The organism is Sporosarcina jiandibaonis (genome assembly GCF_013184495.1).
Lineage (GTDB): Bacteria > Bacillota > Bacilli > Bacillales_A > Planococcaceae > Sporosarcina > Sporosarcina jiandibaonis.
In genome coordinates this window covers 453,333-472,966 of the sequence record NZ_JAAOIY010000001.1, presented here as the reverse complement: position 1 = coordinate 472,966, position 19,634 = coordinate 453,333, and the positions used below count along the sequence as shown (strand labels likewise).

The 19,634-nt window shown below is 40.1% G+C and carries 21 protein-coding genes; all 21 read left to right on the top strand.

All coding sequences use genetic code 11. From position 1 onward, the window contains the following. The first annotated feature begins 49 nt into the window (after positions 1-49). Positions 50-1,120 carry a heat-inducible transcriptional repressor HrcA gene (hrcA, locus tag G8782_RS02360; protein ID WP_172369299.1) on the top strand — a complete coding sequence of 357 codons (1,071 nt, stop codon included), beginning with the start codon at positions 50-52 and terminating at the stop codon, positions 1,118-1,120. Beyond that, positions 1,110-1,697, top strand: coding sequence for a nucleotide exchange factor GrpE (gene grpE / locus G8782_RS02355; RefSeq protein ID WP_172369298.1), 588 nt, complete (start codon positions 1,110-1,112; stop codon positions 1,695-1,697). Before hrcA ends, grpE begins: the two co-directional genes overlap by 11 nt. Before the next feature lie 41 nt (positions 1,698-1,738). After that, on the top strand, positions 1,739-3,568 hold the full coding sequence (gene dnaK, locus G8782_RS02350) for a molecular chaperone DnaK (protein WP_172369297.1): 1,830 nt from the start codon (positions 1,739-1,741) through the stop codon (positions 3,566-3,568). Positions 3,569-3,738: 170 nt separating this feature from the next. Further along, positions 3,739-4,857 (top strand): molecular chaperone DnaJ, encoded by a 1,119-nt coding sequence (gene dnaJ, locus G8782_RS02345; protein ID WP_172369296.1) that lies wholly within the window; start codon positions 3,739-3,741, stop codon positions 4,855-4,857. A 15-nt stretch (positions 4,858-4,872) separates the two neighbouring features. Continuing rightward, the gene (gene prmA / locus G8782_RS02340; protein ID WP_172369295.1) at positions 4,873-5,817 is read left to right on the top strand and encodes a 50S ribosomal protein L11 methyltransferase; all 945 of its coding nucleotides are present in this window, start codon (positions 4,873-4,875) and stop codon (positions 5,815-5,817) included. A 5-nt stretch (positions 5,818-5,822) separates the two neighbouring features. After that, positions 5,823-6,563, top strand: a complete 741-nt coding sequence (locus G8782_RS02335; protein WP_172369294.1) for a 16S rRNA (uracil(1498)-N(3))-methyltransferase — start codon at positions 5,823-5,825, stop codon at positions 6,561-6,563. Between the two features lie 15 nt (positions 6,564-6,578). Beyond that, positions 6,579-7,919 (top strand): tRNA (N(6)-L-threonylcarbamoyladenosine(37)-C(2))-methylthiotransferase MtaB, encoded by a 1,341-nt coding sequence (gene mtaB, locus G8782_RS02330; RefSeq protein WP_172369293.1) that lies wholly within the window; start codon positions 6,579-6,581, stop codon positions 7,917-7,919. 83 nt (positions 7,920-8,002) lie between these two features. Beyond that, entirely contained in the window at positions 8,003-8,674 is a 672-nt protein-coding gene (deoC, locus tag G8782_RS02325; protein WP_172369292.1) for a deoxyribose-phosphate aldolase, read from the top strand. Positions 8,675-8,847: 173 nt separating this feature from the next. Further along, entirely contained in the window at positions 8,848-9,018 is a 171-nt protein-coding gene (gene rpsU, locus G8782_RS02320) for a 30S ribosomal protein S21 (RefSeq protein ID WP_075528040.1), read from the top strand. A gap of 200 nt (positions 9,019-9,218) precedes the next feature. Continuing rightward, positions 9,219-10,550, top strand: coding sequence for an NfeD family protein (locus tag G8782_RS02315; protein ID WP_172369291.1), 1,332 nt, complete (start codon positions 9,219-9,221; stop codon positions 10,548-10,550). Beyond that, the gene (gene floA / locus G8782_RS02310; protein WP_216667746.1) at positions 10,550-11,554 is read left to right on the top strand and encodes a flotillin-like protein FloA; all 1,005 of its coding nucleotides are present in this window, start codon (positions 10,550-10,552) and stop codon (positions 11,552-11,554) included. The genes G8782_RS02315 and floA overlap by 1 nt, the downstream gene beginning before the upstream one ends. A 53-nt stretch (positions 11,555-11,607) precedes the next feature. After that, the gene (locus tag G8782_RS02305; protein WP_172369290.1) at positions 11,608-12,078 is read left to right on the top strand and encodes a hypothetical protein; all 471 of its coding nucleotides are present in this window, start codon (positions 11,608-11,610) and stop codon (positions 12,076-12,078) included. A gap of 49 nt (positions 12,079-12,127) precedes the next feature. Then, positions 12,128-12,385 carry a hypothetical protein gene (locus tag G8782_RS02300; protein ID WP_172369289.1) on the top strand — a complete coding sequence of 86 codons (258 nt, stop codon included), beginning with the start codon at positions 12,128-12,130 and terminating at the stop codon, positions 12,383-12,385. Continuing rightward, positions 12,375-13,469 (top strand): sporulation protein YqfD, encoded by a 1,095-nt coding sequence (locus G8782_RS02295; protein WP_172369288.1) that lies wholly within the window; start codon positions 12,375-12,377, stop codon positions 13,467-13,469. The genes G8782_RS02300 and G8782_RS02295 overlap by 11 nt, the downstream gene beginning before the upstream one ends. Further along, complete coding sequence (locus G8782_RS02290; RefSeq protein WP_172369287.1) at positions 13,462-14,421, top strand: PhoH family protein; 960 nt, start codon at positions 13,462-13,464, stop codon at positions 14,419-14,421. Before G8782_RS02295 ends, G8782_RS02290 begins: the two co-directional genes overlap by 8 nt. Positions 14,422-14,495: 74 nt before the next feature. After that, positions 14,496-16,622, top strand: a complete 2,127-nt coding sequence (locus G8782_RS02285; protein WP_172369286.1) for an HD family phosphohydrolase — start codon at positions 14,496-14,498, stop codon at positions 16,620-16,622. 21 nt (positions 16,623-16,643) lie between these two features. Next, positions 16,644-17,114, top strand: a complete 471-nt coding sequence (ybeY, locus tag G8782_RS02280; RefSeq protein ID WP_172369285.1) for an rRNA maturation RNase YbeY — start codon at positions 16,644-16,646, stop codon at positions 17,112-17,114. Positions 17,115-17,118: 4 nt separating this feature from the next. Then, complete coding sequence (locus G8782_RS02275; RefSeq protein WP_172369284.1) at positions 17,119-17,469, top strand: diacylglycerol kinase family protein; 351 nt, start codon at positions 17,119-17,121, stop codon at positions 17,467-17,469. A gap of 16 nt (positions 17,470-17,485) precedes the next feature. Continuing rightward, on the top strand, positions 17,486-17,899 hold the full coding sequence (locus tag G8782_RS02270) for a cytidine deaminase (protein ID WP_172369283.1): 414 nt from the start codon (positions 17,486-17,488) through the stop codon (positions 17,897-17,899). Continuing rightward, positions 17,880-18,797 (top strand): GTPase Era, encoded by a 918-nt coding sequence (gene era / locus G8782_RS02265; RefSeq protein WP_172369282.1) that lies wholly within the window; start codon positions 17,880-17,882, stop codon positions 18,795-18,797. The genes G8782_RS02270 and era overlap by 20 nt, the downstream gene beginning before the upstream one ends. A 25-nt stretch (positions 18,798-18,822) precedes the next feature. Continuing rightward, positions 18,823-19,602, top strand: a complete 780-nt coding sequence (recO, locus tag G8782_RS02260; RefSeq protein WP_172369281.1) for a DNA repair protein RecO — start codon at positions 18,823-18,825, stop codon at positions 19,600-19,602. Positions 19,603-19,634: the final 32 nt, after the last annotated feature.

The following is a 19,634-nucleotide window of genomic DNA, read 5'->3' as shown; positions in this document are numbered from 1 at the left end:
GATTAGTATTAGCACTCGGTCTTAAAGAGTGCTAACAGGAGTGATGATCATGTTGACAAACAGACAGTTACTCATTTTACGACTGACGGTCGACGATTTCATTAAATCCGCACAACCCGTCGGATCCCGACAACTTTCAAAGAAGCCTGAAGCACCTTTCAGTTCGGCTACAATTCGCAATGATATGGCCGATCTCGAAGAAATGGGTTATCTTGAAAAAACGCATACATCTTCAGGCCGAGTTCCATCTGAGAAAGGATATCGATTTTATGTCGATCATCTTTTAAAAGAGGAAAAATTGAACCCTGAAGATAGCGATCAACTTCGTTCTATTTTTCAAGAGAAAATAATGGAAACAGAAGAATTGATAAGAAAATCGGCAACGATACTATCCGATTTAACGAACTACACATCGATACTACTTGGTCCGGATTCGTCCATGCATGTCGTAAAACGATTTTCGATTGTTCCGCTTGACAAAGATACTGCAGTCGCTATTATAGTGACTGACAATGGTCATGTTGAAAATCGTTTATTTCATGTACCAAAAGGGTATACGGCTTCTGATATTGAAAAAATGGTCAATATATTAAATGAGCGTTTAATAGGGACCCCGCTTGTTGATCTTCAAAGAACACTCGTTCAGGAAACGAAAATGATTCTTGAACGCCATATCGATAAAGCGGGAGAACTATACGCTTCGTTTCAAGAAGCAATTGCAATTGCACCTGAAGAACGTTTGTATTTCGGTGGAAAAATGAATATGTTGACACAGCCTGAATTCAATGATGTCCATAAAATGAAAATGTTTTTGGATCTGATTGAAAAGGGAGCACCTGCAACGACATTTTTTAATGACGTTCGAACAGGGATTGCCGTCAGAATCGGTTCAGAGAACAACCATGATGCGATGGAGGATTTCAGTGTGATTACGGCAACATATTCGGCGGGAGAAATCATGAAAGGATCGATCGCGATCGTTGGTCCGACTCGTATGGATTATGGACGAGTGATTACACTGCTTGATCTGCTGAGTAGTGATTTATCGCGGGAATTAGCGAGATTAACAATCGGCGGTGGAACAGCAGAGCAAGGAGGGAAAAGCAACAATGAAAAATAATGAAGAAGAATTTGACGATGTTCTCGTTACAGAACAAGACGAAAACAATAAAGAAGCAATTGATGAGAATGAAAATGATGTTGAAGTTGTAAATGAAAATGAAGAGGTTGAAATACTGGAAGTTGAACCAGATGAAATTGAACAATTAAAAGAGCAAATCGAAGAGGAAAAAAACAAATATCTTCGATTGCTTGCTGATTATGACAACTACAAACGAAGAGCAACTCTAGATAAAGAAGCGCTTCGAAAATATCAATCACAAAATGTTTTAACCAATTTGATACCCGTCCTTGACAATTTCTCGCGTGCAATCGCTGTAGAAGCAAAATCGGACGAAGCACGTTCGATGATGGAAGGGATGGATATGATTTATCGGTCACTCGTCGACGCTTTAAAATCAGAAGGGTTAGTCGAAATCGCAGCACTAGATAAGGAATTCGATCCGAACTATCATCAAGCGATTATGACGGGTAATGATGAAGACAAACCGTCGGGCATCGTTCTTGAAGAACTGCAAAAAGGCTATATACTAAAAGATCGAGTGCTTAGACCGTCAATGGTTAAAGTTAATGAATAACCAACTATAAATAATGTGATTTTTTTAGGAGGAAATTGATGATGAGTAAAATTATCGGTATTGACTTAGGAACAACAAACTCAGTAGTTGCAGTATATGAAGGCGGAGAACCAAAAGTAATTCCAAATCCTGAAGGTAACCGCACGACTCCTTCAGTTGTTTCATTTAAAAATGGTGAAAGACAAGTTGGAGAGGTTGCAAAACGTCAGGCAATCACAAATCCTAACACAATTATGTCTGTGAAACGTCATATGGGATCAGATTACAAAGTTAAAGTTGAAGATACTGAATATACGCCACAAGAAGTTTCTGCTATGATTCTTCAATACATGAAAGGATACGCAGAAGAATATCTCGGAGAGAAAGTTACAAAAGCTGTTATTACAGTTCCAGCTTACTTTAGCGACGCACAACGACAAGCTACACAAGATGCAGGTAAAATCGCAGGGCTAGAAGTCGAACGTATCATTAACGAGCCGACTGCAGCAGCACTTGCTTATGGACTAGATAAAACTGAGGAAGATCAAACAATTCTTGTTTATGACCTGGGCGGCGGAACATTTGATGTTTCCATTCTTGAACTTGGAGACGGTGTATTCCAAGTATTGTCAACAGCGGGAGATAACAAACTTGGCGGAGACGATTTCGACGATGTAATCATTGATTACCTTGTTCAGGAATTCCGTAAAGAAAATGGAATTGATCTATCCCAAGATAAAATGGCGATGCAACGTTTGAAAGACGGCGCTGAAAAAGCGAAGAAAGATCTTTCAGGTGTAACATCTGCTCAGATTTCATTGCCATTTATAACAGCTGGAGAAGCGGGTCCATTACACTTAGAAGTTACGCTATCACGTGCGAAATTTGACGAGTTAACAAGTCATCTAGTAGAGCGTTCAATGGTTCCAACACGTCAAGCAATGAAAGACGCAGGTCTCTCTGCATCTGAAATCGACCGTGTAATTCTTGTAGGTGGATCAACTCGTATTCCAGCTGTACAAGAAGCGATTCAAAAAGAAACAGGGAAAGAAGCATATAGAGGGGTTAATCCGGATGAAGTTGTCGCAATGGGTGCTGCAGTTCAAGGTTCAATCCTAAGCGGTGACGTAACTGATGTTGTTCTACTAGACGTAACGCCACTTTCACTTGGTATTGAAACAATGGGCAACGTGTTCACGAAGCTGATTGAGCGCAACACGACGATTCCGACAAGTAAATCTGAAGTATTCTCGACTGCAGCAGATAACCAACCAGCTGTTGATATTCATGTACTGCAAGGTGAGCGCGCAATGGCTGCTGACAACAAAACGCTTGGTCGTTTCCAATTAACGGACATTCCACCAGCACCGCGCGGTGTTCCACAAATCGAAGTAACATTCGATATCGATAAAAACGGTATCGTTAACGTTAAAGCGAAAGATCTTGGAACACAAAAAGAACAAAACATTACAATTCAAGCAAGCTCATCACTTTCAGATGAAGATATTGAGCGCATGATCAAAGAAGCTGAAGAAAATGCGGAAGCGGATAAAAAGCGTAAAGAAGAAGCGGACTTGAGAAACGAAGCGGATCAGCTGATTTTCCAAGCTGAAAAAACTGTGAAAGATCTTGGAGACAAAGTTTCTGAAGAAGAAGCTAAGGAAATCGAAGATGCTTCAGCAGAGTTGAAATCAGCATTGGAAGCAAATAACTTTGAAGAAGTAAGTACTAAGAAAACAGCACTCGAAGAAATCGTTCAAAAACTAACAATGAAATTATATGAACAAGCAGCTGCGGAAGCGGAAGCGGCTCAGGGCGCTGAAGGTGCCGGCGAAGCTGGAGACGATATCGTTGATGCAGATTTCGAAGAAGTAGAAGATGAGAAAAAATAATTAATAATTAGTTGACGGAAAAGTCAAAGTCCGATATTCCGGCTTTGACTTTTTCAATTTTTGTCTGTTATTATTTAAAAATTTCGTGTCTACGAGAGACCTACGTACAAATTCAAAGCATGTTACAATAAAACATAGCAATAGGTAAATGTTTTTGGGAGAGTGAAATGATGAGTAAGAGAGATTATTATGAAGTGCTCGGTGTGTCGAAATCAGCGTCAAAAGATGAAATCAGACGAGCGTATAGAAGATTATCAAAAAAGTATCACCCAGATCTTAATAAAGCAGCGGATGCGGAAGAAAAGTTCAAAGAAGCAACAGAAGCATATGAAGTCTTAAGTGACGATACGAAAAAAGCGAATTATGATCAATTTGGCCATGCAGGTCCGAATCAAGGATTCGGTGGAGGCGGATTTGGCGGAGACGGTTTCGGGTTCGAAGATATATTCAGCTCGTTTTTCGGAGGCAACACGCGCCGACGCGATCCAAATGCACCGCGAAAAGGTAACGACTTGCAATACACGATGACCATTGATTTTATGGATGCTGTATTCGGTAAAGAAACTGAAATTGAAATACCTAAAGAAGAAACATGCGGAACTTGTAAGGGATCAGGGGCCAAAAAAGGGACTTCTGCAAAAACCTGTGCGCATTGTAGTGGAACTGGTGAAATTAGCATAACCCAAGATACGCCACTTGGTAGAATGGTAAATCGTCGAACTTGTCATCACTGTGAAGGAACAGGGAAAATCATCCCGGAAAAATGTTCAACATGTCGCGGTTCGGGCACAGTGAAGAAAATGAAAAAGATAAAAGTATCGATCCCTGAAGGTGTCGATGATGGTCAACAATTGCGAGTTTCAGGACAAGGCGAACCGGGTCATAACGGCGGGCCCACTGGTGATTTATACATTGTTTTCCGCGTGACGCCGCATGAGAGATTTATTCGTGAAGAAGATGATATATATTTAGAATTGGCACTATCTTATCCACAAGCCGCACTCGGTGATGAAATTAAAGTGCCGACAGTACAAGGCGATGTTAACCTGAAAATTCCTGCTGGAACGCAAACTGGGACTAGATTCAGACTAAGAGGCAAAGGCGTTAAAAATGTTCATGGCCGTGGCATTGGTGATCAACATGTCGTCGTAAAAGTTATTACACCTAAAAAAATGACTGAAAAGCAAAAAGAGTTAATGCGTGAATTCGCTGCAATTAGCGGTGATAGTCCAGAAGAATATTCTAGTTCACTCTTCGATAAAATCAAACGTACAATTAAAGGTGAATAAAGGAGAGGAAACAATTTGAAATGGTCAGAAATAGCGGTTCATACAACGCATGAAGCAACAGAATCTGTAGCAAATATTCTACATGAGGCAGGAGCAAGCGGAGTAATCATCGAGGATTCAGAAGAACCGGATCGAATTCGGGAAGATCAATTTGGTGAAATCTATGAACTTGATAAGAATGATTACCCTTCAGAAGGTGTCATTGTAAAAGCGTATTTGCCTGTTAATAGCTTTTTAATTGAAACGATGAGTGAAATCGAACAATCTATTGCTGAACTTCCAGGTTTCGGGCTTGATGTTGGCCGAAATGAAATCAAAACATCTGTTGTTGACGATGAAGACTGGGCAACAGCTTGGAAAAAATATTATCATCCTGTGAAAATTTCTGGCCGTTTTACAATTGTTCCAACATGGGAAGAATATGAACCAGTAGCTTCGGACGAATTAATCATCGAACTTGATCCGGGTATGGCTTTTGGAACGGGAACACACCCGACGACCGTTTTGTGTATACAAGCATTAGAAAAATATATTGAACAAGATGACATCGTAATTGATGTGGGAACCGGTTCGGGCGTGCTATCAATTGCCTCAGCGATGCTTGGAGCAAAAAAAGTCGAAGCGCTCGATTTGGATCATATCGCGGTTAAGGCTGCAAAAGAAAATGTCGAGCTGAACAAAGTTGATGACGTAGTCGAGGTAACACATGGTAACCTTTTGGAAACAATCGACATTAAACCGGATCTAATTGTTGCAAATATTTTAGCGGATGTCATTATGTCTTTTTCAGCAGATGCAGCCTCAATATTGCCAGATGATGGTTTATTTATTGTTTCTGGAATTATTGGAGAAAAACGAGACGAAGTAAAAAATGATTTGACAAATAAAGGTTTCGAAATTATTGAATCAGTCTTCATGGAAGACTGGGTCGCACTTATTGCCAAGAAAAAGGGTGCGTGATAAATTTGCAACGCTACTTTCTTGATAAACCATTTGATGAAAACGGAAAAGCGGAGATATTTGGTGAAGATCGTAAGCATATTGTTCTTGTCATGCGTATGGGCATTCAGGATAAAATTATCGCGGTATCGGATGGGGAAGCCTACCCCGCTGTAATTACACAAATAGATCCAGATCGTGTTGTTATTCAAATGAACGGATCAGAGCTTTCAAAAAATGAGATGCCAGTAATGGTTACGATTGCATGTGGGTTAGCAAAAGGCGATAAACATGATTTAATCGTTCAAAAAGGAACAGAGTTAGGTTTATTTGCTATGATTCCTTTTAAAGCAGAGCGATCTATAGTAAAATGGGATGATAAAAAAGGCGGCAAGAAAATTGAACGGCTGCAAAAAATCGCGAAGCAAGCAGCAGAACAATGTCATCGAACAATCATTCCTAAAATTGGAAATCCCGAGACGCTGCGACAAGTCATCGCAAGATCAAGTGATTACGATGTCTTATTATTCGCGGATGAAGAGGATGCAAGAAGTGCAGAACCACATAGAATCCGCGACCGAGTTAAAAGCATGCATAAGAAACAAAAGGTACTTGTAGTTTTCGGACCAGAAGGTGGTATATCTCGAAATGAAGCGACGGAATTACAATCTGCGGGTTTTCTTCCAGTTGCACTCGGGCCCCGAATTTTACGTACTGAAACAGCCCCATTGTATTTTTTATCGGCTATTTCTTATGAATTTGAATGAAAGAGGTGAGCTACCTTGTCAACAGTAGCATTTCATACCTTAGGTTGTAAGGTAAACCATTATGAAACAGAAGCAATCTGGCAACTTTTTAAAGATGCAGGCTACGATCGTGAGGATTTCAATAAAAACTCCGACGTTTATGTGATTAACACATGTACAGTTACGAACACAGGCGATAAAAAAAGCAGACAAGTAATTAGAAGGGCAATACGAAATAATCCCGATGCGGTTATTTGTGTGACGGGATGTTATGCGCAAACATCGCCGGCAGAAATAATGGCGATTCCTGGCGTTGATATTGTCGTGGGAACGCAAGATCGCTCTAAATTATTAGGTCTCATTGCTGAATATCGGGCAGAACGTCAACCGATAAATGCTGTTCGCAATATTATGAAAAACCGTATTTATGAAGAACTAGATGTCCCGGCCTTTACAGACCGCACACGTGCATCTCTGAAAATCCAAGAAGGTTGCAATAACTTCTGCACGTTTTGCATTATTCCATGGGCACGCGGTTTAATGAGATCTCGAAATCCGCAAGAAGTAATTCGTCAAGCGCAGCAATTGGTCGATGCCGGCTATCTTGAAATCGTTTTGACTGGAATCCACACCGGCGGATACGGTGAAGACTTGAAAGACTATAATTTAGCTGCATTATTGCGAGACCTTGAATCGCAAGTAAAAGGATTGAAACGTCTACGTATCAGCTCCATCGAAGCGAGTCAATTGACCGATGAAGTTATCGAAGTCTTAAATAATTCGTCAATCATCGTTCGTCACCTACATATTCCGATACAATCGGGTTCCAACACTGTTTTAAAGCGGATGCGTAGAAAGTACACGATGGAATTTTTTGCTGAACGTCTTGATCGACTTCGCGAAGCATTACCGCATCTTGCAATTACTTCGGATGTTATCGTTGGATTTCCTGGTGAAACAGAAGAAGAATTTATGGAAACGTATAACTTTATTCGAGACCAACAATTTTCTGAACTTCATGTCTTTCCATATTCAATGCGAACAGGCACACCTGCAGCGCGCATGACTGATCAAATTGACGAAGATGTTAAAAATGAACGTGTTCACCGTTTAATCGAATTGAATGACCAACTTGCAAAGCAATACGCATCATCTTTTGAAGGTGAAGTAGTAGAAGTTATTCCGGAAGAAAAATATAAATTAAATCCCGATAGCGGCCTGTATGAAGGCTATTCGGATAATTATTTAAAAGTTGCATTTCCGGCAGATGAATCAATGATTGGCAAGATTGTTCGTGTAAAACTTACTAAAGCTGGTTACCCTTATAATGAGGGGCAGTACGTTCGAATTATGGAAGAACAAGAAGCAATTGTTTAATCAGGCTAGATTGCTGTACTCAACTTCTGGAGAGTACAGCTTTTTACTTGTAAATGCACAGCCTAATTATAGGAGGAAATCATATGAATAAAGATTATGCCAAATTTATCGATCACACTTTACTTAAAGCAGATGCAAAAAAGGATGAGATATTGGAACTTTGCGAGGAAGCTAAAATGTATTCATTTGCTTCAGTTTGTATCAATCCGACCTGGGTTAAAACAGCTGCTGCCGCACTTGAAGGATCATCAGTTAAAGTATGTACGGTCATCGGTTTCCCGCTAGGTGCTTCTACATCAGAAGTAAAAGCGTTTGAAACGAAAAGTGCGATCGAAAACGGTGCGACAGAAATTGATATGGTTATTAATATCGGCGCATTACGTGACGGCGATGATGAAACAGTTAAGCAAGATATTGCATCTGTCGTTGAAGCTGCAAAAGGAAAAGCGCTTGTAAAAGTAATCATTGAGACAGCTTTATTAACGGATAATGAAAAACGTACAGCATGCGAACTTGCTGTCGTAGCGGGCGCTGATTTTGTGAAAACTTCAACTGGTTTTTCTACAGGCGGAGCAACTGAGGAAGATGTAAAATTAATGCGCGCGGTAGTAGGACCTGTTACAGGCGTTAAAGCTTCAGGTGGTGTTCGTAGTTTCGAAGATATGCAAACCATGATTAATGCGGGCGCAACTAGAATAGGTGCTAGCTCTGGTGTTCAAATTATGAGAGGGTTAAAATCAGAAACAGATTATTGACTCTCGGCGAAGAATATTTAAAGATGTTGAAATTCGGACACAATCATCAAAGAATTGTTTTGTGATTGTTTTAAAGATTAATATTGACCACTCTAAAATAATAAGGTATAATATCTAGGTACATGGCACTTGGCCGTGTTATCCAAGTGTGTTCGGAGGGAGGGACAAGAGATATGTCAAAAACTGTCGTTCGTAAAAACGAATCGCTTGAAGACGCTCTTAGACGTTTCAAACGTGACGTTTCCAAGAGTGGAAAAATACGTGAAGTAAGAAAACGCGAGTATTATGAAAAGCCAAGCGTGAGACGCAAATTAAAGTCTGAGGCTGCAAGAAAGCGTCGCTAATATTTGTGTATGTCTCTACTATTAAGTTTTTAATTTGATCTTGAGATTAGAATGCTAAACCGGAAAATCCACTAAGGGTTTTCCGGTTATTTGTCTAGGCATATTTCTTATATCATTATTTTTAACGAAAAGTGAAACTTTTGGCCTTTTCATCCGTATTAAAGCTATAATTAATTATAAGAATAGAGGGGAGGTATACAATGAGTAGATTAATTAGAAGATTGCTCCTCTTCATGATTTTTGCCACGGCTATAACGCTACCATTCATGGAGTCAAATGCCAATGCTGCAAAAGTATATAAAGTTCCAGTTGAAAAAACAGTAGAAAATGGTTTGCATGCTTTTTTACAAAGATCATTTTCTGAAGCTGAAGCAGATAATGCACAAGCAATTATTCTCGAAATTCATACTAATGGCGGTTTTGTCGATGCTGCAGGTGATATTGCAAAACTCATCGACTCAACAGATATTGAAATAATTGCATATATCAATGACAAAGCATTGTCTGCCGGCGCATTCTTGGCTCTGCATGCAGATAAGATCTATATGGCGCCACGAGCACGTATCGGAGCTGCAGCAGTCATCGATTCTGCAGGGAATGCGGCGGAAGATAAAGCCCAAAGCGCTTGGCATGCAGCTATGAAAAATGCTGCTGAATCCTCAGGTCGTGATCCTTCATATGCGTTGGCGATGGTAGATGATTCATATGATCTGCCTAAATATCGCGCCGGTGTCGGTAAATTATTAACACTTACTGCAGATGAGGCGAAAGAAGTAAAGTATAGTGAAGGAACAGTATCTTCATTTAATCAGTTATTGAAAGAAATCGGTTATGAAAATGCAGAAGTAATTACAACAAAAGAAACGATATCGGAAAGTATTGCAAGATTCATTACTCATCCTGTTGTCATCCCGATACTGCTTTCATTGGCGGGGCTTGGTCTGGTGGTAGAACTGTATTCACCAGGATTTGGCGTCCCGGGAACGATGGGAATTGTTTCTTTATTACTCTTTTTCTATGGTCATCTTGTGGCAGGGTTTGCGGGTTATGAGTCGATTATTTTATTGGTGGTAGGAATCGGACTCATTGTCGCAGAATTTTTTATAGCCGGTGGAATTGCGGGTATTCTAGGTGCAACGGCAATTATCGGCAGTATTATATTAGCAGGTGGCAATCCAATGGATATGGCTATTTACGTATTAATTGCGCTTGTCGTTGCTACAATAGGGACGGTGATTATTATCAAATTTTTCGGGAAGAAATTGCACCTGCTTAATAAAGTAGTCCTTATGGATGCAACCGATACTGAAAGCGGTTATGTTTCAAATGTCAATCGAACTGAATTAGTTGGCCGTGTTGCAAAGACATCGACACCGTTAAGGCCAGCGGGAACGATTGAGCTGGATGGTGAAAGAATTGATGTCGTTTCTAATGGAAGTTACATTGATAGAGGAAAAAGTGTTATTATAGTAAAGGTTGAGGGTTCTCGTGTAGTTGTTCGGGAATCAGAAGAGAAAGGGGAAGTTAAATAATGGATTTAGCTATTAATGCAGGGACAGTTGGAATAATCGCTATCGTATTTGTTGCAATCATAATCTTAGCGATATTTTTCACACTAGTTCCAGTAACACTTTGGATTTCGGCAATGGCTGCTGGTGTCCGAGTTAGTATTTTCACACTCATAGGAATGCGTCTTCGTCGGGTTATTCCGAATCGTATCGTTATCCCATTGATTAAAGCACATAAGGCAGGACTTGACGTTGGCATTAGTCAACTTGAAAGTCACTACCTTGCCGGAGGAAACGTTGACCGTGTTGTGAACGCTCTTATTGCGGCACACCGTGCTAACATCGAGCTGCCTTTTGAACGTGCGGCTGCTATTGACTTAGCGGGACGTGATGTTCTAGATGCGGTTCAAATGTCTGTTAACCCAAAAGTTATTGAAACACCATTTATCGCAGGGGTTGCGATTAACGGAATCGAAGTGAAAGCGAAAGCACGTATTACAGTGCGAGCAAATATCGACCGCCTAGTCGGTGGTGCTGGTGAAGATACAGTAATTGCACGTGTTGGTGAAGGAATCATTTCTACAATCGGTGCTGCCCAAACTCATGCAGAAGTTCTTGAGCACCCTGATTTGATCTCGCAAACTGTTCTATCCAAAGGTCTTGATTCGGGAACTGCATTCGAAATTCTTTCAATAGATATCGCAGACGTTGATGTCGGAGAGAACATTGGAGCTAACCTTCAAACTGAACAAGCTGAAGCAGATAAGAAAATTGCTCAAGCTAAAGCTGAAGAACGCCGTGCAATGGCTGTTGCAAGCGAACAAGAGATGAAGGCCAGAGTCGAGGAAATGCGTGCTAAAGTTGTTAGTGCAGAAGCTGAAGTTCCAATGGCGATGGCAGATGCGCTTCGCTCAGGAAATATTGGCGTAATGGACTATATGAATTACAAAAATGTCCAATCAGACACAAGCATGCGCGATTCAATTAGTAAATATGGTACTGAAAATAAAGATAACGAAAATCAATAACACACTTGCAAGTGAATAAGTAGTAAGTTAATTCCCGGAAAGGGGATGTTATAATGGAAAGCATTATTCCATTTATTATCATGTTAGTCCTCGGGGCGATTATGAGCGGAAAACGGAATGCTAAATCGACCGGGGAAAATGAAGCAAAACCTTTCACTGCCGGGCAAAAACAACCGGGCAGTCCTGTGAGGAAGTTTAAAGAAGTATCAGCCGAGATGTATAAAGAGATACAACGAGAGTTTCAACAGGAAACTGAAAGGCAACCCGAAAGGCAAACACGAACTCCAGAGCGAACTCGAGTAACGCCACTTGATGTCAAACCCAAAGCGGTTGCAGAGAAACCTATAAGAGAACCTCGTGAGGTTTTCACTCAAAGAAAGTCTAGGCTATCTCATTCAGAAATCAAGGATGAAATCGCGAAAAAAGATATAAGACTAGAGTCTTTATTGCCGAAAAGCAATGATGATTTAATAAAAGGCGTCATTTTCTCAGAAATTTTTGGTGCGCCAAAATCTAAACGCTAATCATTGATCCCCTGTACATTTCATAAGATATGTACAGGGGGTTTATTATTTGAAAAAATTATTTAATACAGGCTCTTTAATTACGATTAATGAATTTTCTTCAATTCAAATCAACGGCCCTTGTGCGCTTGTAACACTTGGACCTGATTTTGCGAAAGTAAAAAGCGGAGATTACATTATTGAGGCAGCCGGAGACGAATTAGTAATTGATTTATTATCGGAGGAAGTTGCACTACTCTCATTCGATTCGATTCACTCAATCACAATCACTAAATTGGATAGTGAGGAAAATCGTTATGATCTCTAAGCGATATACGATACGTATTTCTAAAAACAAAAACTTGACGGCTTTTCTTACAAAACTTAAATCATTAGGGACCACGATAACTCTACTTACAATAACGGATAACGTGGTTGATTTTCGAACCGATCGTAAAGGTGTACGAAATGTCCGGAAGTATCGAAGGCGATATGGATTGAAAGTGAAAATCACAACGACGGACCGGGACGCCGGCTTAGCCGCGCTTTTTAATTCATTTCGCTTTTTAATTGCACTCATTATCCCATTAACCCTTTCGTTTTTTCTTTGGTCCGTAAGTGTAGAGTCTGACGTGCCAGAAGTAGCGGAAAGAATTGAGGGGAAATTGAACGATGCATCAATTACCCGTTTTCGTCCGCTTTATCTCATTCCGAATGAAGATGAAATCCGCCGGAACTTAATGCAGGATGACCCTTCATTGTCTTGGGTAAGATTTAAGCGAGAAGGCGCGTCTCTAACTGTTATTCCTATGCTTTCACCAGCATCAGATATCGATACCGGAGGAGACGGGCCACCTGCTGACCTTGTAGCCCGAACAGGGGGAATGATTACGCGTTTTGCATTATCGCGCGGGGAACGTAAGGGACATACTTATATGACGGTTAAAAAAGGGGATATATTGGCAACGGGTACCCTTGAACAAGGAGATAAAAAAGTTGTAGTCGGAGCTGAAGGCGCAGTATATGCCGATTTTTGGGTTGAGTATAAATTCAGTTTACCTAAAAGAGTTCAATACATGGTGCAGGGCGAGGAAGAAGTTGAATTCATATTTCAGAATCCATTAAAAAGTAAAAAACTGGCTGAAAGTTGGAAGTTGTTCACTACGAAAAGAACGATAAACGAAATTAGCACAGAGTTTGAATTGGTTGAAGGAATGGAAACGACTATCATTTTGGAACTGATTAAAAATCAATTATTAGCTGAATATGGACATGAAGCAATGATAAAAGATAATAAAGTTTTGCACGTCTCATTCGATAATGATAAAGTTAATGGGACTATACTGTTTCTTATAAATGATAATATCGCTATGAAAAGACCGATAGCCAAGGAGACTGAAGCAAATGAATGAACGATTAATCCAACTCCATGTTGAGGACCCCAATGAAGCAGTCATGCTTCTCGGGAATTCTGATCAAAACATGAAATTGATAGAAGAGGAACTTGGTCTTTCGATAATGACGAGAGGCGATTCGATTACATTAAACGGAGATGCCGAAAATCGGGAAATGGGGCGTCTCCTGATTGAACAGCTAATCAAAGTGATTCGAAAAGGAGTCAATATAAACCAACGTGACGTCGCAACCGCAATTGAAATGGTGAAGGGCGGCACAATTGAATACTTTTCAGAACTTTATGATGAAGAAATTTCGCGTGATGTAAATGGAAAAGCAATTCGCGCTAAGACAATCGGGCAACGTGAATACATTCAAGCCATTCGTACAAGCGATTTAGTCTTTTGCATCGGCCCAGCCGGAACAGGGAAAACTTTTCTTGCAGTCGTATTGGCTGTCCATGCGATGAAATCGGGTTCTGCAAAACGCATTATTCTTACACGACCCGCTGTTGAAGCAGGGGAGAGTCTCGGGTTCCTGCCAGGGGACTTAAAAGAAAAAGTGGATCCATACTTAAGACCTCTTTACGATGCTTTACATGCGGTCCTGGGCGCAGAGCATACGGAACGTCTCATGGAAAGAGGCGTGATTGAGATAGCCCCTCTCGCTTATATGAGAGGCCGAACATTGGATGATGCATTTGTTATTTTAGATGAAGCACAAAACACGACAAAAGCGCAAATGAAAATGTTTCTTACCCGCTTAGGTTTCGGCTCAAAAATGATTATAACAGGAGACAAAACACAAATTGATTTACCGCGCGGCATGGATTCGGGTTTAATAGCAGCGGAAACAATTTTGAGAAATGTCTCTGATATTCGTTTTCAATATTTGGAGCAAGGTGATGTTGTGCGTCACCCGCTTGTCGCTAAAATAATTGAAGCATATGAACAGGAACAACCATCATAATTGCCAGTATTTTTAACTTCTAATGCCATATGAAAAAAGGTGCTGAAGTGCTATAGGCGAATTCGGGGGATGAGATGATGCAGCCGATAAGAAGCTTTATTAACTCCTTAAAATTTAATTACTTTTCATTGTTTTTAATTGGTCTATTTTCACTCGCCCTCTTTTTTATGATGTATGGAAATGTACAAAAAGAGACTTATGAGTTAAAACAATTTCAAATTGCAACTGAAGCGATACGGTCTATTAAAACCGTAGAAGATACAGCTAAAACAGAACTAGAAAAAGAACGTGCAGCAAATGAAGTGATACCTGTCTATCAATTTAACGAAGATGTCGCAAAAAATCGACAGGCAATTGCCGCATCTGTTTTTAATTTTTTTATCGATGTTAAAAAAAATATTGAGGCTGATGTGATCGAGCCTCAAACACCATTGGTTATTCAGAAAAGTTCGGTTGAGGAAATTCGAGAGAAACTCTCTTCCCTTGAAGAAGAAGAACCAGAATTGCAATTGGATGATGAGTCGATCAGGAGTCTTTTGAACCAAGAGGTAGTTGTACTTGAAAATGTGAGAGATTTCGTCATCGATTCAATCGGTAATGAATTAATGAACAAAATACGAGCAGACGACTTGTCTATGAAAAAATATGATATCGAAAATAAAATTCGGCTTGCGAATATCATACCAATGAACATCAAGCAACCCGTTATTACTATTGCACGATCTTTAATTGTTGAAACAGAAATAATTAATGAAAAGTTGACGAATGATAGAATCGAAGAAGCGAAGGCCGCGGTTGAACCAATCAGAATATTGCAAGGACAAGTTATTGTCCGTGAAGGCCAAGTGATTGATAATGAAATCTATCGTCAATTGGAAATTGCAGGGCTATTAACAAATCAGTCACCCGTTAAACCGATGGCGGGCATAGTTTTATTCATCATTTTCATAAGCGCTGTTATTTTTATGCATTTTAGCACTTGGAAAGAAAACGCGATCACGAAAAGGAGATCCCTTATTATTGTTCTTGTTGTTTTTTTTCTGCAAGTTGTCATTATGAAACTAATCTCTCTAATCGAGCCTGAATTTGATTTATTAATCGCATTTTTGTTTCCTACCGCACTATCAACCATGTTAATTAAGTTGCTGACGAACGAACGTCTAGCTCTAATGATGACAATCGTGAACGCGGCAACCGCGGGAATCATACTGCAAGACGGGTATGCTGCCATTATTCAAATGGAAGTCGCATTATACATATTATTTGGCGGGCTCACTAGTCTATATTTACTTGGTGAGGTTAGTCGCAGGTCGACAATATTGGGTGCAAGTTTAGGAGTAGCTGCTTCTAATATTCTGTTTCTAGCTTTTTATTTACTCATGACCCAAAGTTCTTATAACTTAACAGAGTTGGCCTTTTACGCGGTCGCTGCAATTACGTCTGGCGTATTATCAGGCGCATTAACAATCGGCTTATTGCCATTTTTCGAAACTGGATTCGGCATATTATCGGATATTCGCTTAATTGAACTTTCAAACCCAAATCATCCATTACTAAAACGAGTCCTTACACAAACACCGGGTACCTATCATCATAGTGTAATGGTTGCTAACTTAGCAGATGCTGCTTGCGAATCAATTGGTGCTAATGGTCTTCTAGCACGCGTAGGCTGTTATTATCACGATATCGGTAAAACGGTTAGACCGGGTTACTTTATTGAAAATCAACATTCCGAAAAAAATCCGCATGATTTGTTGCCTCCCGAGAAAAGTCGAGAGATTATTATTGCGCATGCTGAAGACGGGGCAAATCTATTAGAAAAGTATAAAATGCCACCTGAAATTGTTGCGATTGCAAAACAACATCACGGAACAAGTTTGTTGAAGTATTTTGTATTTAAAGCTCGTGAATTAGGCGATGATGTAAATGAAGAAGAATACCGATACCCGGGACCCAAACCGCAAACGAAAGAAATTGCTATTATTTCAATCGCTGACAGTGTCGAAGCTGCAGTCAGGTCAATGAAAGAGCCTACTTCCGAGAAAATCGCTTCCCTTGTTCGCTCAATCGTGTCTGATAAATTAAATGATGGACAATTTGATGAATGTGATTTATCTATGAAAGAACTCAAATTGATTGAACGTGCGATTTGTGAAACATTAAATGGTATTTTTCACAATCGAATCGAATACCCGGAGTAAATATGAGGGGAGGAACTGAAAATGCTTGAAATTTATATGATTGATGAAACCGATTCAATCAAACCAGAGATACAACAATTAGTAACAAGTATTCTGAGACACGCAGCCAAAGAGGAAGGCATTTCAGAAAAAGCTGAAGTTTCAGTCACATTCATGTCTGATGAAGAAATAAAAAAAGTGAATGCTGAATACCGCGATATTGATCAACCGACCGACGTCATTTCATTTGCATTAGAGGAAATGTCCGAAGGCGAAGTGGCAATTATTGGCCAAACAGGAATCCCTGTTGCGCTTGGCGATATCATTATTTCAGTCGACACAGCTAAGCGTCAAGCAGAAGAGTATGGGCATGATCTTAACCGCGAGATTGGATTTTTAGCACTTCATGGTTTTTTACACTTGCTCGGTTACGATCATTTAACTAAAGAAGACGAAGTCAAGATGTTCGGTAGGCAAAAGGAAATTCTTCATTCTTACGGTTTGGAGAGATAGTCATATGCAGAAATTTATCAAGTCCTTTGGTTATGCATTTGAAGGGATTCTTCATGCGGTAAAGACGGAGCGTAATTTTAAATTCCACGTTGCTGCTGCCGTAATCGTAATTTCATCAGGGTTATTAACGGGCCTCGCTTATACTGAATGGTATGTGATTCTTGTATTGATTGGCGGTGTACTAGCACTAGAATTGCTGAACTCTGCTATTGAACGAGTAGTAAACTTAGTAACAATGGAGCGTTTGCTTCTCGCTAAACAAGCGAAAGACCTTGCAGCTGGAGCAGTTTTAATTTTTGCGATTTGTAGCGCTGTTATTGGTTTACTTATTTTTATTCCAAAATGGATATCTTAAATGAAGGGGTGATTTTATGAATCAAGAAAAACTTATTATCGAATCAAAAACGGCACGGGAAAAGGCTTATGTTCCTTATTCAAAATTCCCGGTCGGAGCGGCATTACTCGGTGAAAATGGGGTTGTCTATCATGGTTGCAACATTGAAAACTCTGCCTTTAGCATGACGAATTGTGCAGAGCGCACAGCTTTTTTTAAAGCTATTTCTGAAGGAGTGCATTCATTTAAAGCACTTGCCGTTATTGGCGATACGGATGGGCCAATATCGCCTTGTGGTGCATGCAGACAAGTCATCGCCGAATTTTGCGATGCGGGGATGCCGGTTTATTTAACAAATTTAAAAGGCGATGTGATGGAAACGACTGTGGCTGGATTGCTTCCGGGCGCATTCTCAAAGGAGGACCTTGCATATGCAAGAAAGCAACAATAACAAATTCAAATCTGGATTTATCGCGATTGTCGGTAGACCGAACGTCGGAAAATCGACATTCCTAAATCACGTAGTGGGGCAAAAAATTGCAATTATGAGCGATAAGCCTCAAACTACTCGAAACAAAGTTCAGGGAGTCGTCACAACAGACGATTCTCAACTAATTTACATCGATACACCGGGGATACATAAACCAAAACATAAACTGGGCGATTTCATGTTGAAAGTAGCTCGCAATACATTAAGAGAAGTTGACATCATTATGTTCATGGTGAATGCAGAAGAAAAAATCGGCCCGGGTGATCGATTCATTATTGAAATGCTTCAAAATACAGAAACACCTGTATTTCTAATTATTAATAAGATCGACTTAGTTCATCCAGACAGCTTGTTGGAGACTATTGTTTCGTATAAATCAGAGTATGATTTTGCTGAAATCGTTCCAATTTCCGCTTTAAACGGCAATAATACGGAGCGTTTACTGGAAACGTTAAAAAAGTATTTGCCCGAAGGTCCGAAGTATTATCCTGAAGATCAAGTAACCGATCACCCTGAACGATTTATTATTTCTGAATTCATCCGTGAAAAAGCTCTTCAACTTACTAGAGAAGAGATTCCGCATTCAATTGCTGTAGTCATTGAAAAAATCGAACGTGAAAAAGATCGTGACATGATTAATATTATGGCAACAATAATCGTAGAACGTGATTCGCAAAAGGGAATCGTGATTGGAAAAAGAGGCGCGCTTCTCAAAGAAATCGGAACGAAAGCAAGGCATGATATTGAAATGTTGTTGGGCTCAAAAGTTTTTCTTGAACTATGGGTAAAAGTGCAAAAAGATTGGCGTAACAGACCAGGTCGTTTGAAGGAGTTCGGTTTCGACAACGATGAATACTAAGAATTACTATTAAGGGGTGGGTCGCTTGCTGAATAAATGGGAAGGCATCGTACTTCGATCAATCCCTTACGGCGAGTCAAACAAGATCGTCACTTTGTTTTCAAAGGAAGCTGGCAAAGTGACGGCAATGGCCCGCGGTGCAAAAAAACCTAGAAGTAAACTCGCAGCTGTTACTCAACCGTTCACTCACGGGACTTATTTAATTCGAAAAGGCAGGGGTATGGGAACGCTTTCTCAGGGTGAACAGATTGAATCGATGCGGCATATCCTTGAAGATCTCGAAGTGACCGCGTATGCGAGCTACGTCGTCGAAATAGTCGATAAGATGACCGATGAGAATGAACGTGTCCTGGGTGTCTACGAATTGTTGTATGAAGCGTTGCATGCGATGAATGAAGGGTTTGATCCAGAAGCGATATCTTTGTTTGTAGAATGGAAAATGTTGCCTGTAGGCGGCATTCACCCTGTGCTCCACGAATGTGTTAATTGCCGGGCAACTGAAGGTGAATTCGGCTTTTCCTTTAAAGAGATCGGTTTTCTTTGTCACCGTTGTTTTAATATGGACCCGTATTTAATCCGGATTACGCCGAACCAGTTAAAACTGATTCGGACATTTTATACGGTCCCGATCAACCGTGTGGGAAATTTAACGTTAAAAAAAGAAACGAAAAAGTTTATGAAAAAAATTATTCAAACAATCTATGACGAGCAACTTGGAATTTGGTTCAAAACTAGATCGTTCATCGACCAACTTGAATCCACTCCCGAATTATTGCCGAAAAAAGAACCCCGTGAAGGAAGTTGAATTACTTCTATCACGGGGTTTTCTGTTTTTTA